Genomic DNA, 16,436 nt, shown 5'->3' with positions numbered 1-16,436 from the left:
AACCTGCTCTATGTAATTCAGAACAGGTGAATATGGCGGGAAGTTTGATGATACTAGTATTAGAAACTGTATAGCCAGTATCTTCAATTAGTCATCCTGCACCATCCATTATCACACCAGCATGCCTTCCTTTTTTGTTGCATTTGATATTTGCTGGAGATAATGCCCCAAGGGACGGCGACCGCTTCTCCTATTCACGACTAGGGAAAGCAGAGCAAGAGTTAGGCATATTCGAACTGTTGCTGTTTGATTGCTCGTGTGCGTGTTCCTATTTTTGACCGCCGTCTCTGTTGACCAAATCTTTTCTCATCTTAAAAGCAAACATCAATATGAGTATATAATTGCTTATTAGTTCAAGTTATATTTTGGTCAATGCGTCTAGTATAAAGCTACGCAAAGTTATTTTTGTTAACTGGTAAATCAGAAACTTCCCACGATCATGAGTTTGTAGCTTGATGATGATTTTGGTAACTAGGGGTATTTCACAGCCTAAAGGTAGTTCTATGAAATTAAGCTTTAACTTCGAAGATGCGAGCCAAATCTTTGTTGGGTCTTTTGCTTTGGCTGTACCTATTTCTTTTTCTGAAGAGGCGTGGAAGTTAGGGGAGACCTTGCCGGCTGCTAATTTACTGTTATTGTTTCTATTGTCCGCTGTGTTTCTAGGCTTTTATACTTATGAGAGCGTCTTCCAAAAGGATGTTGTTGCTCGTATCCCTGTGTTTGTTTTCAGAATCGTTATTGCTTATGTGATGACAGCATTGGTTGTTGCTTTGGTTCTAACTTGTTTGGATAAGCTGCCTCTATTAAGCGATCCAATAGTATCGATCAAAAGGGTGATCGTTATTTCCATGCCTGCGTCTATGGGAGCGATCGTAGTAGATAGTTTTGATAAAGAGTAAGGTTATATGCCACTTCAATTTAAACAACCACTAGAGGCTCTCTAGAGCTTATTTGATTCACTATTAGGTCTTTCATTTCTATATTTATCATTAGGTCTGTTTAATAGAGATATTTATAGATAAAACAGGCTGAAAGTCCTTTATGGTTGACCTTTTATGTGTATGTGTCGTTACATGATCTTAAAGGGAATTAAAGAGCAAAACTGGCTCTTTTAGAAGAATATTGGAACTGCTGAACTATGAACTGCATTAGGTATTAGAAAGGTAAGGTGTGTCTATAGAGAAAGTTAGGATCTTCAGATGCAAAAAAGCCGCATCAATGATGCGGCTTTTTTTAATTGGCTCCCCTTGCAAGACTTGAACTTGCGACATACGGATTAACAGTCCGCCGTTCTACCAACTGAACTAAAGGGGAATTGATTATTTAGTCTCTAATCAAGAGAATGGTGCCGACTACCGGAATCGAACTGGTGACCTACTGATTACAAGTCAGTTGCTCTACCTACTGAGCTAAGTCGGCATCATGAACCAAAAAGCTTATGCTTGATGATTAAATTGGCTCCCCTTGCAAGACTTGAACTTGCGACATACGGATTAACAGTCCGCCGTTCTACCAACTGAACTAAAGGGGAATTGTTCTTAAAGCTTTAAAGAAATGGTGCCGACTACCGGAGTCGAACTGGTGACCTACTGATTACAAGTCAGTTGCTCTACCTACTGAGCTAAGTCGGCACATAATATTTCTTTGTGCTTTGCTGTTGCTGTCTAAGACACCAACAAATAAATTGTGGTGCCCGGAGGCGGAATCGAACCACCGACACGCGGATTTTCAATCCGCTGCTCTACCGACTGAGCTATCCGGGCAACGAGGTGTATTAAACGTGTTTTCGCGTTCTGGGTCAACACTAAATTGCAAAAAAAGTATTGTTTGATGTTTTTCTATACTTAGTGGGTTGTTTTTGTTCATTTAGGACGAAAAACCTAGATCTAGCATGCCCTAAAAGATCACGAAAGTACGGTTAACTACACTGAATGGGTGCTGAAATAAAAAAAGCACGTATGGAAACGTGCGTTTTTATTTAAGAGTTTTTCTGAGAGTTTAGTGTCTTACTTCAAATCTATTAACCCAAGCTTCTAATTCGTTAGAAAGAGAGGCGAGTGTTTGGGTGCTGTTGTGACTTTCTGTTACTACACTGCTTAATTGGTTGCCACTTTCTTCGATCATGTTGATACGCTTCGAAATATCATCGCCTACCTGGGTCTGCTCAGCGGCTGCTGTCGCTATCTCATGCCCCATTGAGGATATAGACGCTAGAGCGATAACAATCTGTTGTAGCGCTTCAGAGGCGCTTTGAGACTCTTTCACTGTGCTCTCACTGGTTGCTGCACACACTTCCATAGTTTGAATTGCATTACGGGATCCTTCTTGAAGATTATTGATCATTAGCTGGATTTCTTTTGTGCTTGATTGCGTTCGACCTGCGAGGTTACGAACTTCGTCAGCAACAACCGCAAACCCACGGCCTTGTTCACCGGCTCGAGCCGCTTCAATGGCTGCATTAAGTGCTAAGAGGTTAGTCTGCTCTGCAATGTCACCGATCACGTCTAGTACTTTCACAATATTGTTCACATCGCTGTCTAGGTTAGAGACAGCTTCACTTGCTGTACTTAGCTGGCCCGCTAAGCCTTGAATATTGTCCACCGTATTGTGAATTAGGCGTTGAGTATGTTGGCTCTGTTTGTCTGCCTCATCAGTATTACGTGCAGTATCGCTCGCTGAGTCTGCAACATGGCTGGCAGAAGAGGCCATCTCGGTCATTGCTGTCGCGATCATCTCCGTTGATTGCTGCTGAGTCTCTGTCAATTGAGCGATTGACCCTGCACGATCTTCTACACGTTGTAATTCCCCTCTCAATGCCAGCATAGAAGTATTTAGGTTTGATACGAGCTCAGCCAGTGATTTACTCATTTGTTGTACGGCCTGGTAAATACTGCCGTCAGTTGCCTGAGTTTCGAAAGAGGTTTGAATTCGACCTTCTGCGACGGCTTGTACTGCTTCTCGTACATCTTTAGGTTCGCCGCCAAGAAGCGCTAGCATGCGTTTAATGGATACAATTAGGCTCGATAGAATAAGACCAGCAATCACTACACAAAGGAATAGCTGCCATTGAGCGGTAGACCAAAAACGAGCGTTAACTTCATTGAACCCGATACCGGTGCCGACAACCCAACCCCAATGCGGTGTCTTCTCTGCAATAGACAGCTTTTCTTCAATCGTTCCGTCTGGAAGCTTTTGTGTCCAGGTGTACTCAATGATCTGGCCAGTGCGATTGCCAAGTACTCGTTGAATGAGTTGGCCAACACTGTTTCCATCACCGTCTTTAAAATCATTAAAGCTGGTTCCGTGTAGTTGTGGATCCAGAGGCGTCGCGATAAACGTCATGTTTTCATCAGCAACATAAACGTATTCATTGTCTTTATAGATGTTGTTACGTAGTAGGCGGGTAGCAAGTTGTTTGGCCTGTTGCTCTTCTAGAGTGCCATCAATAGCCATTTTTTCGACTTCAGTAAGAATGCTGTATGCACTCTTAAATAGCTCTGTCACGCGAGCTTTGTTGTCCATGTTGCTAGCGACTCTCAAGGTCCATAAACCAGTAGCAGTTAGCGCTAACAGAGCGATCAAGATGATGCCCGATAATAAGTAAGCTTGCGTTTTTAATTTCATATTTTCCTGCGTAGCAATTCAATAATAAGTATTCGGTATTTTTCATCGAATCTTAATCTAACTTGTTTAGGGCAGATATCAGAAAGATATCAAAATATGATGAGGATTAAATTTACGAAGAAAAAAAAGTAACAGTCTAATATGTTGTTTATTTTTATGTGACGGTAAATGGATAAAAACGTTTAATCTCAGAGGTGGTTTAGAGCGTTTAAATGAATGAGGGGATGGGTATGGTCGGAGCCCTTTTAACTTATAGGGTTAGGGGTTATTAAGGTTTGGTGTGAGTTGGCGTTAATATCGAATAGAGTTAGCTTTGCTCAAACGAAAAAAAGCCAAGTCTTTCGACTTGGCTTTCTTGAATGTGGCTCCCCTTGCAAGACTTGAACTTGCGACATACGGATTAACAGTCCGCCGTTCTACCAACTGAACTAAAGGGGAATTACTTGTCTCAACATCAGGTCTATTAAGACCATTATTTGTTAAGTATCAAATAATGGTGCCTCGAGGCGGAATCGAACCACCGACACGCGGATTTTCAATCCGCTGCTCTACCGACTGAGCTATCGAGGCAAAAGAATGGTGCCGACTACCGGAGTCGAACTGGTGACCTACTGATTACAAGTCAGTTGCTCTACCTACTGAGCTAAGTCGGCACACTAAATTCTTTATGTTTTTGTCCGTGTTGCTACTCCCTGTTAAAGAGTATTGACACCAACAAATCAAATTGTGGTGCCCGGAGGCGGAATCGAACCACCGACACGAGGATTTTCAATCCTCTGCTCTACCGACTGAGCTATCCGGGCAACGGAGCGCTATTAAACGGATTTTCTGCATAACCGTCAACACCTTTTTTGAAAATAATTAAAAAAAACGTTCGTTAGTTGTTTTTTTATTCAAAAGTGAGGCTTACGTTTTACCTTGATTAAAATCTATCTTGAATTTTGTTACTTTTTCTAAGTATCGGCGCGACTCTTTGTTTGGATGTTTCTTAGTCAGTGCCCAGTACGCTTGACTAGGTTGCAGCGAGTTTAAGTCTCGCATTGCTCGCTTTCTGTCCTTACTAAAGGTGTTGAGTACACCACCAGTACCGCCGTTGTATGCAGAAATCATACTGTACTCAAGCGTTGTTGGGTGCTGCACGTCTTTTAAATAGCGATTTTTAAGGATATAAAAGTACGCGGTGCCAGCATCAATATTGTTTTCTGGATTGAATAAATACTCAGGAGTGGGCTCTCCAGGTTTGTTCTTTACTAGTTTAAACACGTCTCGACCTGCAGTTTTTGGTACTACCTGCATAAGACCATAAGCATTCGCCCAGCTCACAGCATATGGGTTAAAACTACTTTCTGTTTTGATGATCGCGTAAATCAAGTCTTCAGGAATGTCATAACGTTGAGACGCTCGTCTAACGATATCGGCGTACTGATAGCGACGTTTACTAGCGTGATCGGCCACCATTGGGATTTCAACGTAGTAAGATTTTTTGAAATCGACTTCCTTGGTTTTTAGGTTATTGGCGATCAGGTAGTCAGCAAACTGGTTAGCGCGCCATGTCCATTGAATGGGCTTTTTCTCTTGATCTACGACCTGATTGTAGAGGAAAGGTTTCCCTTCTAACTTGATGCTTTTGGAAGAAAATAGGTCGACATGGGCCGGGTCATCCGGCGTCAGAAGCGTCGTGATTATCGCGTTTTTGAGGTGTTTTTTAGGTTCGGTAGAGGAGACGGTTTCTACTGTGATTAGGCCTTGGCTAAAGTTTACTTCTGAACGGCTTAAGTAATTATCAATGTATTTCACATAGTTACTTTTGCCTGCCATCTTTATTTCACTGCTGCCCCAACGTTTTTGGATGTTGCCTGAAAAACTATGAATCAAAGCATCCAGTGCATCAGTGTCTTTTTCAAATTGACCGGGTAGCTCCGCTAAATTACTTACAAATCGGTTGGTTGGTTCGTAGTTAACATCATAAATGCTTTCGACAAATTCACGACTGCACCCAGTTAATAACATGGCTGTTAGGAAGTAACTTAGCTTTTTCATAGTTCCTCATACAAAAATGACATCGCAGCGTTAACCATGATGTCATTAAAATTTGCTTAAATAAATGTCTTATTCGCTTGGTGGAGTGTAGCCATCAATAACGACATCTTTACCTTCGAAAAGGAAGTTAACCATCTCAGTTTCAAGAAGTTTACGATGTTCAGGGTCCATCATATTTAGCTTCTTCTCATTGATAAGCATGGTTTGCTTGCTTTGCCATTGTCCCCAAGCTTCTTTAGAAATGTTGTCAAAGATACGCTTACCTAAGTCACCTGGGTAAAGTTGAAAATCTAGGCCTTCAGCATCTTTTTGAAGGCGAGCACAAAATACAGTGCGGCTCATAGTGGTTCCTCTTATCGCGTTCGTTGATTCAAACGTCGTCGTTCAGTTCAAAGGGTAGGCTCTCAATAAGCTGCTTCACAGGAGCGGCTAGGCCAATTTCTTCCGGTTTTGATAAGTTATACCAGAGACCTTTAGTCCCTTCCATTATCAAATCTGGTTGTTTATCTAATTTCACTAGTACAGGCGTGATATCTAAGTGGTAGTGGCTGAAAGTATGTCGAAACGCAATCATGGTTTGGATCGAATCTTTAGCATTGTTTTTGATCGAACGAAGATCTAATTGATGTTCGATCTCAGCGTTTTCATTTTGAGGGAAACAGAATAAGCCTCCCCAGATACCAGACTGAGGACGCTGTTCAAGCCATACTTGATTATCGTGGTACAGAATGACAAACCATGTTTCTTTTATTGGTTTTTCTTTTTTAGGTTTCTTGCCTGGGAAATCGAGCTGTCTATCAAGTTTCTTGGCTTCACACATGCTTTCAATCGGGCACAACGTACATTTGGGCTTGCTACGAGTACAAACCATGGCACCCATGTCCATCATCGCTTGATTGTACTTATCGACATCTTTCTTCGGAGTATGAGCTTCTGCGTGTTCCCAAAGTTGGTTTTCAACCTTCTTTTGCCCAGGCCAACCTTCTACTGCGAAGCTTCTCGCTAAGGTGCGCTTGACGTTACCATCAAGGATCGCATGAGGGAGTTTATGAACCGAAGACAGAACTGCAGCGGCAGTAGATCGTCCAATCCCTGGTAGTGCGTTCATTTCTTCAATAGAAAGCGGAAACTCACCACTATATTGCTCGGCAACAATCTTGGCAGCCTTGTGCAAATTACGAGCTCTTGCGTAGTAACCAAGCCCCGTCCATAAGTGGAGTACCTCATCTTGTTCGGCGTTTGCTAGGTCAATAACCGTTGGAAAGCGTTCCAAAAAGCGTTGGTAATATGGAATCACTGTTGTTACCTGAGTCTGCTGAAGCATGATTTCAGATAACCAAACGGTGTAGGCGGTTTTATTCTGTTGCCAAGGTAGTTCTTTACGCCCGTAAGCGTCATACCACTTTAATATGGCGGTTGCGAAAGGAGTCACGACATGCTCTATGCTTTGCTATTATTAGAAGCGAAATTGCACCACACTTAACGTTGGATGTAAAACAGACAAATTGTGTGGGAATTTATCCACGGAAAGACTTGCACCGGAGGCAATTCTTTGGATAATCCCCGCTTTGATTAATCAATGTGCAGGCAAAAATCAATGAGTGAAGTGACCACTAACGAATATACTGAAGATGGCAAACTGGTTCGTAAGATCCGTAGTTTTGTTCGCCGCGAAGGCCGCTTAACCAAAGGCCAAGAAAGCGCGATGAATGAATGTTGGCCAACAATGGGTATCGACTACACCCCAGAGCTTCTTAACTGGAAAGAAGTATTTGGCAACGATAACCCAGTTGTACTAGAGATTGGTTTCGGTATGGGTGCATCACTGGTTGAAATGGCAAAGAACGCACCAGAGAAAAACTTCTTAGGTATTGAAGTTCATAGCCCTGGTGTTGGTGCTTGTTTGGGGACTGCGCGTGATGCGGGTGTAACTAACCTGCGTGTAATGTGTCACGATGCAGTAGAAGTATTCGAACACATGATTCCAGATAGCAGCCTGCATACACTGCAACTGTTCTTCCCTGACCCATGGCACAAAGCTCGTCACCACAAGCGTCGTATTGTTAAGGCTGAGTTTGCAGAAATGGTTCGCGGTAAACTTCAACTTGAGACTGGTATTTTCCACATGGCAACAGACTGGGAGAACTACGCAGAACACATGATTGAGGTGATGAACGTAGCTCCTGGTTTCGAAAATATCGCTGAAGATGGTGATTATATTGCTCGCCCTGATGAGCGCCCACTGACTAAATTTGAAGCTCGTGGTCACCGTCTAGGTCATGGTGTTTGGGATATTAAGTACAAGCGTACTAAGTAATTCTGAAAAAAATAAGTGAAGGTAAATCTGCTTTAGGTTAAACCTTACACTTTATGGGATTGATTAAAGCCAACATTATTGTAATGTTGGCTTTTTTGTCCTTAGGCTTTTATTGCGATAAAGGTTTAAGGACAGAAAGTAATGTTAGACCCCTACAAAAATAACAATATAGAAGTAAGCACACATGAAACCAACTCAAGCTATTTTGGCCGAGATTTTAGACGAAGTTCGTCCCCTAATTGGTCAGGGAAAGGTTGCTGATTATATCCCTGCATTGGCTCGTGTATCGAACCAGAAACTGGCGATTGCGGTATACACAAACGAAGGAGAGGTGATTCAAGCGGGTGATGCAGAAGAAGCTTTTTCTGTGCAATCTATCTCTAAAGCGTTGAGCTTGACGTTAGCGATGGTGCTTTATAAACCCGAAGAAATTTGGCAGCGAGTGGGCAAGGAGCCTTCTGGCCAAGCGTTTAACTCGATGATTCAACTTGAGATGGAGCAAGGCATTCCTCGTAACCCGTTTATCAATGCGGGGGCAATTGTAGTGGCAGACTTATTGCACAGCCGTCTATCAGCACCAAGACACCGTTTATTAGAATTTGTACGTCAGCTATCGGGTGATACTCATATTGTGTATGACAAGGTAGTTGCGGCTTCAGAAATGATGCACAGCGATCGTAATGCGGCTATCGCTTACTTGATGCGTTCATTTGGTAACTTTGAAAATGATGTTATCCCTGTTCTGAATAACTACTTTCATGCCTGTGCGCTTAAAATGACGTGTGTGGATTTGGCGAAAACCTTTAGCTATTTGGCGAACAAAGGTGTGTCGGTTCAAACTAAGAAAAAGATCATCACGCCGGTTCAAACTAAGCAGTTGAATGCTTTGCTTGCTACATGTGGTTTGTACGATGGGGCGGGGGAGTTTGCGTATCGTGTTGGTATGCCAGGAAAATCGGGTGTGGGTGGCGGTATTATTGCCATCGTTCCGGGTGAGATGACAATTGCTGTGTGGTCTCCAGAGCTGGACCCGTCTGGTAACTCTCTTGCTGGTACTAAGGCGCTAGAGCTGCTTTCAGAGCGAATTGGTCGTTCTATTTTTTAGAAGAAAGATGCGAGATGCGAGCACGGACTTCGTCCTATAGAGCGCTTCGCTTCGAGAAAAGTTCTTACAATAAAAGGGTTGACCCTAAAGCCAACCCTTATGCAATACTTCTCGAATCTCGAATCTCGAATCTCGAATCTCGAATCTCGAATCTCGAATCTCGAATCTCGAATCTCGAATCTCGAATCTCGAATCTCGAATCTCGAATTATTCGTCTTCTTCTGCCATAAAGGCTTCTAGCAAATCATTCAGGAACAGTTTTCCTTTTTCAGTGATCTGCCAGTGAGTGTCGGTTTCGTTCAAGTAACCAAGCTCTTTTGCCCACTCTATTGTTGGCTGAATCGAGTCAAAATTAAGCCCAGTCGTATCAATGAAATCTTGTTTTGGACACGCTTCTATTAGCCTGAAGCGGTTCATAAAGAATTCAAAAGGGCGATCTTCATTTGGCACATCAAATTCATTGGATAGGTAAGGCTTCACCATGTTCTGGTAAGCCGCTAAATAGCCTCTAGGGTGCTTAATCTTTGTGGTGCGAACAATGCGTCCATCAGCAAAACTTAGCTTGCCATGAGAGCCACAGCCAATACCTAAGTAGTCACCAAAGCGCCAATAGTTGAGGTTGTGCTGACATTGGTATCCTGGCTTGCTGTAGCCTGAAATTTCATACTGTACATAACCTGCATCTGAGAGCTTTTTATGGCCTAAGTCGAAGATATCCCAAAGGTCATCGTCGTCAGGCAGCTTTGGCGTTTTGTAATAGAACATGGTGTTAGGTTCTATGGTGAGTTGATACCAAGATAAGTGTGGTGGTTCGAGCTCGATCGCTTTGTCTAGATCCGCCAAGGCCTGATCAATGCTTTGATCGGGCAAGCCGTGCATGAGATCTAAGTTGAAACTATTCAATCCAATCTTATGCGCTAAATGAGCGGCATTTACCGCTTCACCTTGACCATGAATACGCCCAAGCCTTTCCAGCTTCTCTTGCTCAAAGCTTTGTACGCCTACCGAGATTCGAGTAATGCCGGCCTTTTGGTAACCTGCGAAACGTTCTGCCTCTATGGTGCCCGGGTTGGCTTCCATGGTGATTTCTATTTCAGGTTTGAACGGGATACGTTGTTCAATACCTTGCAGTAATCGACCTATCCCTTCTGGAGAGAATAGGCTCGGCGTACCACCACCAATAAAGATTGAGTGCAGTGGACGAGGTGTGCCATTGAGTTGGTACTTTTCGATATCAGTATCGAGATCCTCAAGTAGCGCATCGATGTACTCTTTTTCAGGAATCTCGGCTTTCAGAGCGTGTGAGTTGAAATCACAATACGGACACTTTTGTACACACCATGGGATGTGGACATAGAGGCTAAGTGCTGGTGGTATTAGCGCTGTATTATGCATTACAGAGCTTGCTCCTTGAGTGATTTGAATAGTGACGTCAGGGCTTTACCACGGTGTGATAGTTGCTTTTTACGTGTTGATTCAAGTTCAGCAGATGCGCAGTTATCTTCAGGTACAAAGAATACCGGATCGTAGCCAAAGCCATTCTCACCGTGTTCTTCAGTCAGAATACGACCTTCCCATTTACCGTGGCATACCAATGGTGTCGGATCGTTTTCGTGACGCATTAGTACCAACACACAGTGGAAACGAGCGGTGCGCTTTTCAGTTTCCACACCTCGCATTGCCTCAAGCAGTTTTTCGATGTTTTGCTTATCGGTTGCCCCTTCACCTGAGTAACGCGCAGAGTAGATACCCGGTGCACCATTAAGGTGATCAACCTCTAAGCCAGAATCGTCTGCAATGGCTGGTAGCCCAGTTTCTTGCGCAGCATGGCGAGCCTTGATGATGGCATTTTCAATGAAAGTTGTTCCCGTTTCAGCGACTTCTGAAACATTGAATTCACTTTGTGCGATAACGTCAAAACCAAATTCAGACAGAATATCTGCCATCTCGCGAACTTTGCCTTGGTTGCCTGTTGCTAAAACAATCTTACTCATGGGATGTGGCTCTAATAAGTTAGTGAACAGAAAAATGAAGGTTGAACCTACTCTTCTATATGGAATTTTTGTGTGAAGCGCAGTGGACCTGTGCCTTTCAACCCTGCGTTAACATCGATATTAAAGGTGATGTTTTCTTCGTGTGTTATAGGGAACTCAGCCAGGTAATAAATCGCATCACCTTCCTTTATTTCGCGGAAGTTCAGTGTGCGAGTGTTACCTACTAGGTTCTTCGCTGTTCCCGTGATTTTAGCCGTTGTCGCAGGTTTACCTAGGGAAGCTTTGTCTAACACGCTGATGTTCAGAATCGCTGAGTAGCCATTTCGCTTAAGCTTATATTGCTTAGCGACCTTCGCCGTTATAAATGTCGAGTTAAAAGCCGAGTAGTGAACCTCGACATCCTTAATATTCTTAAACTGTCCTGCTGAGCTTGGTAGGGCAACAAGAGCGGTGAGTAGGGTTGTTATCCATAAACGCATAATGACTCCAATAAATAGCAAAAAGCCATCATAGGATGGCTTTGACTTCAGTTGGGATTTGGCTTGGTGAGCATATTCGAACTTGCTTGTGCCGACCTAGCTCTCCCTTTTCTATCGTAATTTGCCCTTTAGCGACCTTAAATTGCTTCGCAAGGTATTTCGCTAAGTGGGCATTGGCTTTGCCATCAACCGGTGGTGCTGTAATGGCAATTTTCAGTTCCTCACCGTGCAAGCCGACAATTTTATCTCGGCTTGCTTTGGGTTGGATATAGAGCCGAAGAAGAATATCGTCTTCTTCGGCCCAAACCGCTTTTGGCATCGTCAAAGTACCTAGTGTCCGTACTTAAATTATAGCTGATACCAAATAGGGCCAATCATGTCACCCATTAGGAAGTTCGCAAATTGCAGAACAATGAACAGAACCAGCACGCTTAAGTCAAAGCCACCCATGTCAGGTAAGATGCGACGAATAGGTATTAACATTGGCTCAGTCAGTTGATGGAACACGTACTCAATTGGGCTGCGGCCTTGGCTAACCCAGCTTAGGATTGCACGGATCAATAGTACCCAGAATAATAAGCCACCAGCGGCTTTGAGTAGAGATAGTGCGCCAAAGATAAGGAAGCTAATATCAAATACAGCCGCGCCGCCAGAGATAATCAGATTTAGAGCAACGAACTTAAGTACACACAGCACATAAGCGAAAACAACCGTCGCAAGATCAAGGCTGCCGATTGATGGAATAACTCGGCGCAGTGGAGCAACAACCGGTTGTGTCGCTTTTACGATGAATTGTGAGAATGGATTGTAGAAATCTGCACGTGATGCTTGTAGCCAGATACGCAAGATCACAACCATGATGTAAAGATCAAAAACGGTCGAGATCAGAAAGCTCATCGAGTTCATATTGTTTCCTTTTTCGGATTTACTTGCCGCTTAGGTATAACCCGAGCGACACAATGCTTTTGTACAGTAATGAGTATTAAAACAGTTTTTCCATCTCTTCAGCTCGAGCTACCGCCGCTTGCATCGCTTTGGCTACGATATCTGATAGTTGGTGTTCGTTAAATGTGCGCAGTGCTTCTGCGGTGGTCCCGCCTTTTGAAGTAACCTGTTCGCGCAATGTTGATAACTCAATATCTGGATTCACTACCACCATCTCTGCCGCTCCTAATGCTGACTGCTGCACTAGCTTTCGAGCGGTTTCTTGGTCGAAACCTTGGTTGATTGCCTCTGCTTGCATCGCTTCCATAAACAAAAAGAAGTAAGCAGGAGCACTGCCCGCCGCCGCAATAATGTTGTTGATGCCTGACTCTTGCTCAACCCAACTCACTTCACCTACGGCTTGCATTAGCTGAGAAGCGAAGTCTTTATCGCCTTGGCTGACCGTTGAATCAGCATAAAGGCCGCTCATTCCCTTACCAAGTAGTGATGGCGTGTTTGGCATCACACGCACAAGGTTCAGCTGGCAGTTTAACATCTCATTGAGCCGATTCGCATTAATACCCGCGGCAATTGAGATAACCAGTTTGTTGCTAAAATCGATACTTTGTAAGGATTTACATACATCGGCCATCATTTGTGGCTTCACTGATAACACAACAACATCTGCTTGCTCTGCTGCGGCAATGTTGTCGCTGGTGGTATTGATTCCGTATTTTTGCTCTAACGGTAATCTTCTGGTGTCTGAAGGCGCTGTCGCAGTAATCTTTTGCGCTGGGTAACCACTCGCCACTAAGCCCGCTACAATTGAGCGAACCATGTTTCCTGCCCCAATAAAGGCGATGTTCTTATGTTCCATATATACAATCCTGAGCGTGTCGCTGCGCGGTTCAAGCGAAGCGGTATCAATATTTATCGTCGATTTCTAGTGACTAATTATTTGTTATTTCGCGTAATCACGCGCACCAAAGATAGCTGTACCAATACGAACCATGGTGCTACCTGCCTCAACCGCTGCATCCATATCGCCACTCATGCCCATAGAAAGGGTATCAACGTCAGGATACTTCACGGCTAGCTTTTGTTGAAGCTCTGCCAGTTGAGAGAATGCATTAAGCTGTGATTGATAGTCAGATACGTTTGCTGGAATCGACATCAATCCTCTTAAAGTGAGGTTAGGGAGCGACGAAATCAACTCTGCGAGTGAAAAAACTGTCTCTTCTGAAGTGCCAGCTTTCGATTCTTCGCCGCTGGTATTCACTTGAATAAGCACCTGCAGAGGTGGGAGGGCGCTTGGTCGCTGATCATTAAGCCTTTGGGCTATTTTATCGCGATCCACAGAATGCACCCATTGGAAGCTTTCTGCGATTGGGCGTGTTTTATTGGACTGAATTGGGCCAATAAAATGCCACTCCAAATTTAAGTTAGAATGATGTTCTGAAAAGTGTTTTACTTTATCAGCACCTTCTTGGACATAGTTTTCACCAAAGGCAATTTGGCCTCCAAGTGCGGCTTCTAGAACCGCATCAATAGGTTTAGTTTTGCTGACGGCTAAAAGTTGCACGGACTCTGGATCTCGTCCGCACTTTTGTTCAGCACTACGAATCTGTGAGGTGATTTGTTTGATATTTTGTTGAATACTACTCATAGCTGACTTTACTTAAGGGAAAATAAATGGATATCACCGAGTTACTAGATTTTAGTGTAAAGCATAACGCATCAGATCTACATCTTTCTGCGGGTGTATCTCCAATGGTACGTATAGATGGTGAAGTAAGAAAGCTTGGAGTGCCCGCTTTGAGTCATGCTGATGTGCATCGTTTAGTTTTTGAGATCATGAACGATTCACAGCGCGGTGAGTTTGAAGAGAAACTCGAAGTCGACTTCTCTTTTGAATTACCCAATGTTGGTCGTTTCCGTGTGAATGCTTTTAACCAAGCTCGTGGTTGCTCAGCTGTGTTTCGATCTATCCCTGTAGAGATCCCAACTTTAGATCAGTTAGGCGCGCCTGAAATCTTTGAAAAGATTGCTAACTACGAGAAAGGTTTAGTGCTGGTCACTGGTCCTACTGGTTCTGGTAAATCGACGACGCTTGCGGCGATGGTTGATTATGTTAACCGTAACCATAACAAGCACATCCTGACCATTGAAGACCCGATTGAATTCGTTCATACCAACAATAAATGCCTCGTTAACCAGCGAGAAGTTCATCGTGATACCCATAGCTTTAAAGCGGCGCTACGTAGTGCATTGCGCGAAGACCCTGACGTTATCCTTGTGGGTGAACTTCGTGACCAAGAGACGATCAGTTTAGCGCTAACGGCCGCAGAAACAGGCCATCTAGTTTTTGGTACGCTGCACACAAGCTCTGCTGCTAAAACCATAGATCGTATTATTGATGTGTTCCCCGGCAGCGACAAATCTATGGTTCGTTCAATGCTATCCGAATCACTACGCTCGGTGATTGCTCAAAAATTGTTAAAGCGTGTAGGCGGTGGTCGTGTGGCTTGTCATGAAATTATGATGGCGACACCTGCAATTAGAAACTTGATTCGTGAAGATAAAGTTGCACAGATGTACTCGATTATTCAAACTGGTGCAGCACATGGTATGCAAACCATGGAGCAGAATGCGAAGCAGCTTATGGCCCAAGGTTTAGTTGATTCAGAAGAAGTCGAGAAGAAGATTGAAATCGAAACCTCACGGTTTTAAGTCAGGATGAATCATATGGAGTTGAATCAAATTCTTGAAGGCATGCTTTCACAGAAAGCGTCGGATCTTTACATCACCGTGGACGCACCAGTTCTGTTTCGTGTTGATGGTGAACTGCGACCTCAGGGAGAAAAGCTGAATACGGCTCAGGTCTCTCAATTGCTTGATGAGATGATGGAGCAAGACCGACGCGATGAATACCAACAAACACGCGAGGCTAATTTTGCGATTGTGCGTGATAGTGGCCGTTTTCGTGTGAGTGCTTTCTTCCAACGAGAGCTTCCTGGTGCGGTAATTAGACGCATCGAGACTAACATTCCAACCTTTGAACAATTAAAACTCCCTGATGTGCTACAAGACCTTTCAATAGCGAAACGCGGACTTGTGCTAGTGGTTGGAGCGACGGGGTCTGGTAAATCAACTTCAATGGCTACGATGACAGGGTACCGGAATGCTAACCGGTCTGGTCATATTTTGACGATTGAAGATCCGATTGAATTTGTACATGAGCATAGAAAGTGCATTGTTACTCAGCGTGAGGTCGGACTCGACACCGAGAGTTATGAAGTCGCGCTTAAGAACTCCCTGCGCCAAGCTCCCGACATGATCTTGATTGGTGAGATCCGTAGCCGTGAAACCATGGAATACGCGATGACCTTTGCTGAGACGGGTCACTTGTGTATGGCTACACTGCATGCTAATAACGCTAACCAAGCACTAGAGCGTATTCTTCACTTGGTACCAAAAGAGCAGAAAGAGCAGTTCTTGTTTGATCTGTCGATGAATCTGCGTGGTGTCGTCGCTCAGCAGTTAATCCGAGATAAGAATGGCAGCGGTCGTCATGGTGTGTTTGAGATTCTACTTAACAGCCCACGAGTGTCTGACTTGATTCGTCGCGGTGAACTGCACGAGCTAAAAGCAACGATGGCGAAATCGAAAGAGATTGGGATGCAGACCTTTGACCAAGCTTTGTATGATTTAGTCGTTGCGGGCAAAATCAGCGAAGAAGATGCGTTTCATAGTGCCGACTCTGCTAATGATCTGCGCTTAATGTTGAAAACCAAGCGAGGTGATGGTGACAATGGCATGGGAGCTCTCAGCAGTGTGAAAATCGATATGGGTTAATTAGTGCCGCTGATTTTTATAGGAGAGGGTAAATAGATTCCCCACAACAAGCTGTGGGGGAAGGTTTAACCTTTATGAGGAGCTGAAATTATCATTCG

The 16,436-nt window shown here is 43.9% G+C and carries 16 protein-coding genes and 9 tRNA genes; 5 read left to right on the top strand and 20 right to left on the bottom strand.

Going from position 1 to position 16,436, the window contains the following annotated elements; translation table 11 throughout:
- Positions 1–503: 503 nt before the first annotated feature.
- A complete protein-coding gene (locus OCT63_RS20745) occupies positions 504–899 on the top strand; it encodes a DUF2391 family protein (protein ID WP_017056509.1) in 396 nt (131 codons plus the stop codon).
- A gap of 339 nt (positions 900–1,238) precedes the next feature.
- Here the strand turns inward: OCT63_RS20745 and OCT63_RS20740 are convergent.
- The 13 genes from OCT63_RS20740 to mutY form a co-directional block, all read right to left on the bottom strand.
- A tRNA-Asn gene (locus OCT63_RS20740) sits at positions 1,239–1,314 on the bottom strand.
- A 29-nt stretch (positions 1,315–1,343) separates the two neighbouring features.
- Positions 1,344–1,419 (bottom strand) — tRNA-Thr (locus OCT63_RS20735).
- Positions 1,420–1,455: 36 nt separating this feature from the next.
- Positions 1,456–1,531 (bottom strand) — tRNA-Asn (locus tag OCT63_RS20730).
- Between the two features lie 24 nt (positions 1,532–1,555).
- Positions 1,556–1,631 (bottom strand) — tRNA-Thr (locus OCT63_RS20725).
- A 56-nt stretch (positions 1,632–1,687) separates the two neighbouring features.
- A tRNA-Phe gene (locus tag OCT63_RS20720) sits at positions 1,688–1,763 on the bottom strand.
- Positions 1,764–1,998: 235 nt separating this feature from the next.
- Positions 1,999–3,624, bottom strand: a complete 1,626-nt coding sequence (locus OCT63_RS20715) for a methyl-accepting chemotaxis protein (RefSeq protein WP_269984512.1) — start codon at positions 3,622–3,624, stop codon at positions 1,999–2,001.
- Positions 3,625–3,986: 362 nt separating this feature from the next.
- Positions 3,987–4,062 (bottom strand) — tRNA-Asn (locus tag OCT63_RS20710).
- A gap of 56 nt (positions 4,063–4,118) precedes the next feature.
- Positions 4,119–4,194: transfer RNA gene (locus OCT63_RS20705), tRNA-Phe, on the bottom strand.
- 7 nt (positions 4,195–4,201) lie between these two features.
- Positions 4,202–4,277 (bottom strand) — tRNA-Thr (locus OCT63_RS20700).
- A gap of 74 nt (positions 4,278–4,351) precedes the next feature.
- Positions 4,352–4,427: transfer RNA gene (locus OCT63_RS20695), tRNA-Phe, on the bottom strand.
- A 103-nt stretch (positions 4,428–4,530) separates the two neighbouring features.
- Positions 4,531–5,664, bottom strand: a complete 1,134-nt coding sequence (gene mltC / locus OCT63_RS20690; protein ID WP_269984511.1) for a membrane-bound lytic murein transglycosylase MltC — start codon at positions 5,662–5,664, stop codon at positions 4,531–4,533.
- 69 nt (positions 5,665–5,733) lie between these two features.
- Complete coding sequence (locus OCT63_RS20685) at positions 5,734–6,006, bottom strand: oxidative damage protection protein (protein WP_004735465.1); 273 nt, start codon at positions 6,004–6,006, stop codon at positions 5,734–5,736.
- Positions 6,007–6,034: 28 nt separating this feature from the next.
- Complete coding sequence (gene mutY, locus OCT63_RS20680) at positions 6,035–7,096, bottom strand: A/G-specific adenine glycosylase (RefSeq protein ID WP_161675274.1); 1,062 nt, start codon at positions 7,094–7,096, stop codon at positions 6,035–6,037.
- A 165-nt stretch (positions 7,097–7,261) separates the two neighbouring features.
- Here mutY and trmB point away from each other — a divergent pair, with 165 nt between their 5' ends.
- Together trmB and glsB are read left to right on the top strand one after the other, a co-directional pair.
- Positions 7,262–7,981 (top strand): tRNA (guanosine(46)-N7)-methyltransferase TrmB, encoded by a 720-nt coding sequence (trmB, locus tag OCT63_RS20675; RefSeq protein ID WP_017056513.1) that lies wholly within the window; start codon positions 7,262–7,264, stop codon positions 7,979–7,981.
- A 184-nt stretch (positions 7,982–8,165) separates the two neighbouring features.
- Positions 8,166–9,086 carry a glutaminase B gene (glsB, locus tag OCT63_RS20670; protein WP_060468658.1) on the top strand — a complete coding sequence of 307 codons (921 nt, stop codon included), beginning with the start codon at positions 8,166–8,168 and terminating at the stop codon, positions 9,084–9,086.
- Positions 9,087–9,293: 207 nt separating this feature from the next.
- Here the strand turns inward: glsB and hemW are convergent, their stop codons facing one another.
- The 7 genes from hemW to OCT63_RS20635 all read right to left on the bottom strand — a co-directional run bounded on the left by hemW (position 9,294) and on the right by OCT63_RS20635 (position 14,149).
- Positions 9,294–10,481: a radical SAM family heme chaperone HemW gene (gene hemW, locus OCT63_RS20665; protein WP_161687785.1), complete on the bottom strand. Its 1,188-nt coding sequence runs from the start codon at positions 10,479–10,481 to the stop codon at positions 9,294–9,296.
- Positions 10,481–11,080 (bottom strand): XTP/dITP diphosphatase, encoded by a 600-nt coding sequence (locus tag OCT63_RS20660; protein ID WP_161687787.1) that lies wholly within the window; start codon positions 11,078–11,080, stop codon positions 10,481–10,483. The genes hemW and OCT63_RS20660 overlap by 1 nt, the downstream gene beginning before the upstream one ends.
- 47 nt (positions 11,081–11,127) lie before the next feature.
- Positions 11,128–11,559, bottom strand: coding sequence for a DUF4426 domain-containing protein (locus OCT63_RS20655; protein ID WP_060468655.1), 432 nt, complete (start codon positions 11,557–11,559; stop codon positions 11,128–11,130).
- Positions 11,560–11,587: 28 nt separating this feature from the next.
- Positions 11,588–11,878 (bottom strand): DUF167 family protein YggU, encoded by a 291-nt coding sequence (yggU, locus tag OCT63_RS20650; protein WP_017101445.1) that lies wholly within the window; start codon positions 11,876–11,878, stop codon positions 11,588–11,590.
- Between the two features lie 29 nt (positions 11,879–11,907).
- Positions 11,908–12,465, bottom strand: coding sequence for a YggT family protein (locus tag OCT63_RS20645; RefSeq protein WP_060468653.1), 558 nt, complete (start codon positions 12,463–12,465; stop codon positions 11,908–11,910).
- 76 nt (positions 12,466–12,541) lie between these two features.
- Entirely contained in the window at positions 12,542–13,360 is an 819-nt protein-coding gene (gene proC, locus OCT63_RS20640; RefSeq protein ID WP_161687789.1) for a pyrroline-5-carboxylate reductase, read from the bottom strand.
- 84 nt (positions 13,361–13,444) lie between these two features.
- Positions 13,445–14,149 (bottom strand): YggS family pyridoxal phosphate-dependent enzyme, encoded by a 705-nt coding sequence (locus OCT63_RS20635; protein WP_161687792.1) that lies wholly within the window; start codon positions 14,147–14,149, stop codon positions 13,445–13,447.
- A 26-nt stretch (positions 14,150–14,175) separates the two neighbouring features.
- On the opposite strand from OCT63_RS20635, the gene OCT63_RS20630 reads away from it, so the two are divergent.
- Both OCT63_RS20630 and OCT63_RS20625 read left to right on the top strand, forming a co-directional pair.
- Entirely contained in the window at positions 14,176–15,213 is a 1,038-nt protein-coding gene (locus tag OCT63_RS20630; protein WP_077680892.1) for a type IV pilus twitching motility protein PilT, read from the top strand.
- A 15-nt stretch (positions 15,214–15,228) separates the two neighbouring features.
- Positions 15,229–16,338, top strand: coding sequence for a PilT/PilU family type 4a pilus ATPase (locus OCT63_RS20625; protein WP_269984510.1), 1,110 nt, complete (start codon positions 15,229–15,231; stop codon positions 16,336–16,338).
- The last annotated feature ends 98 nt before the right edge of the window (positions 16,339–16,436 follow it).

Origin of the sequence: Vibrio sp. RW, assembly GCF_027587105.1 — a bacterium.
Lineage (GTDB): Bacteria > Pseudomonadota > Gammaproteobacteria > Enterobacterales > Vibrionaceae > Vibrio > Vibrio toranzoniae.
Note: the sequence above shows the minus strand (reverse complement) of the source record. Positions and strands in the feature narration are given on the sequence as shown.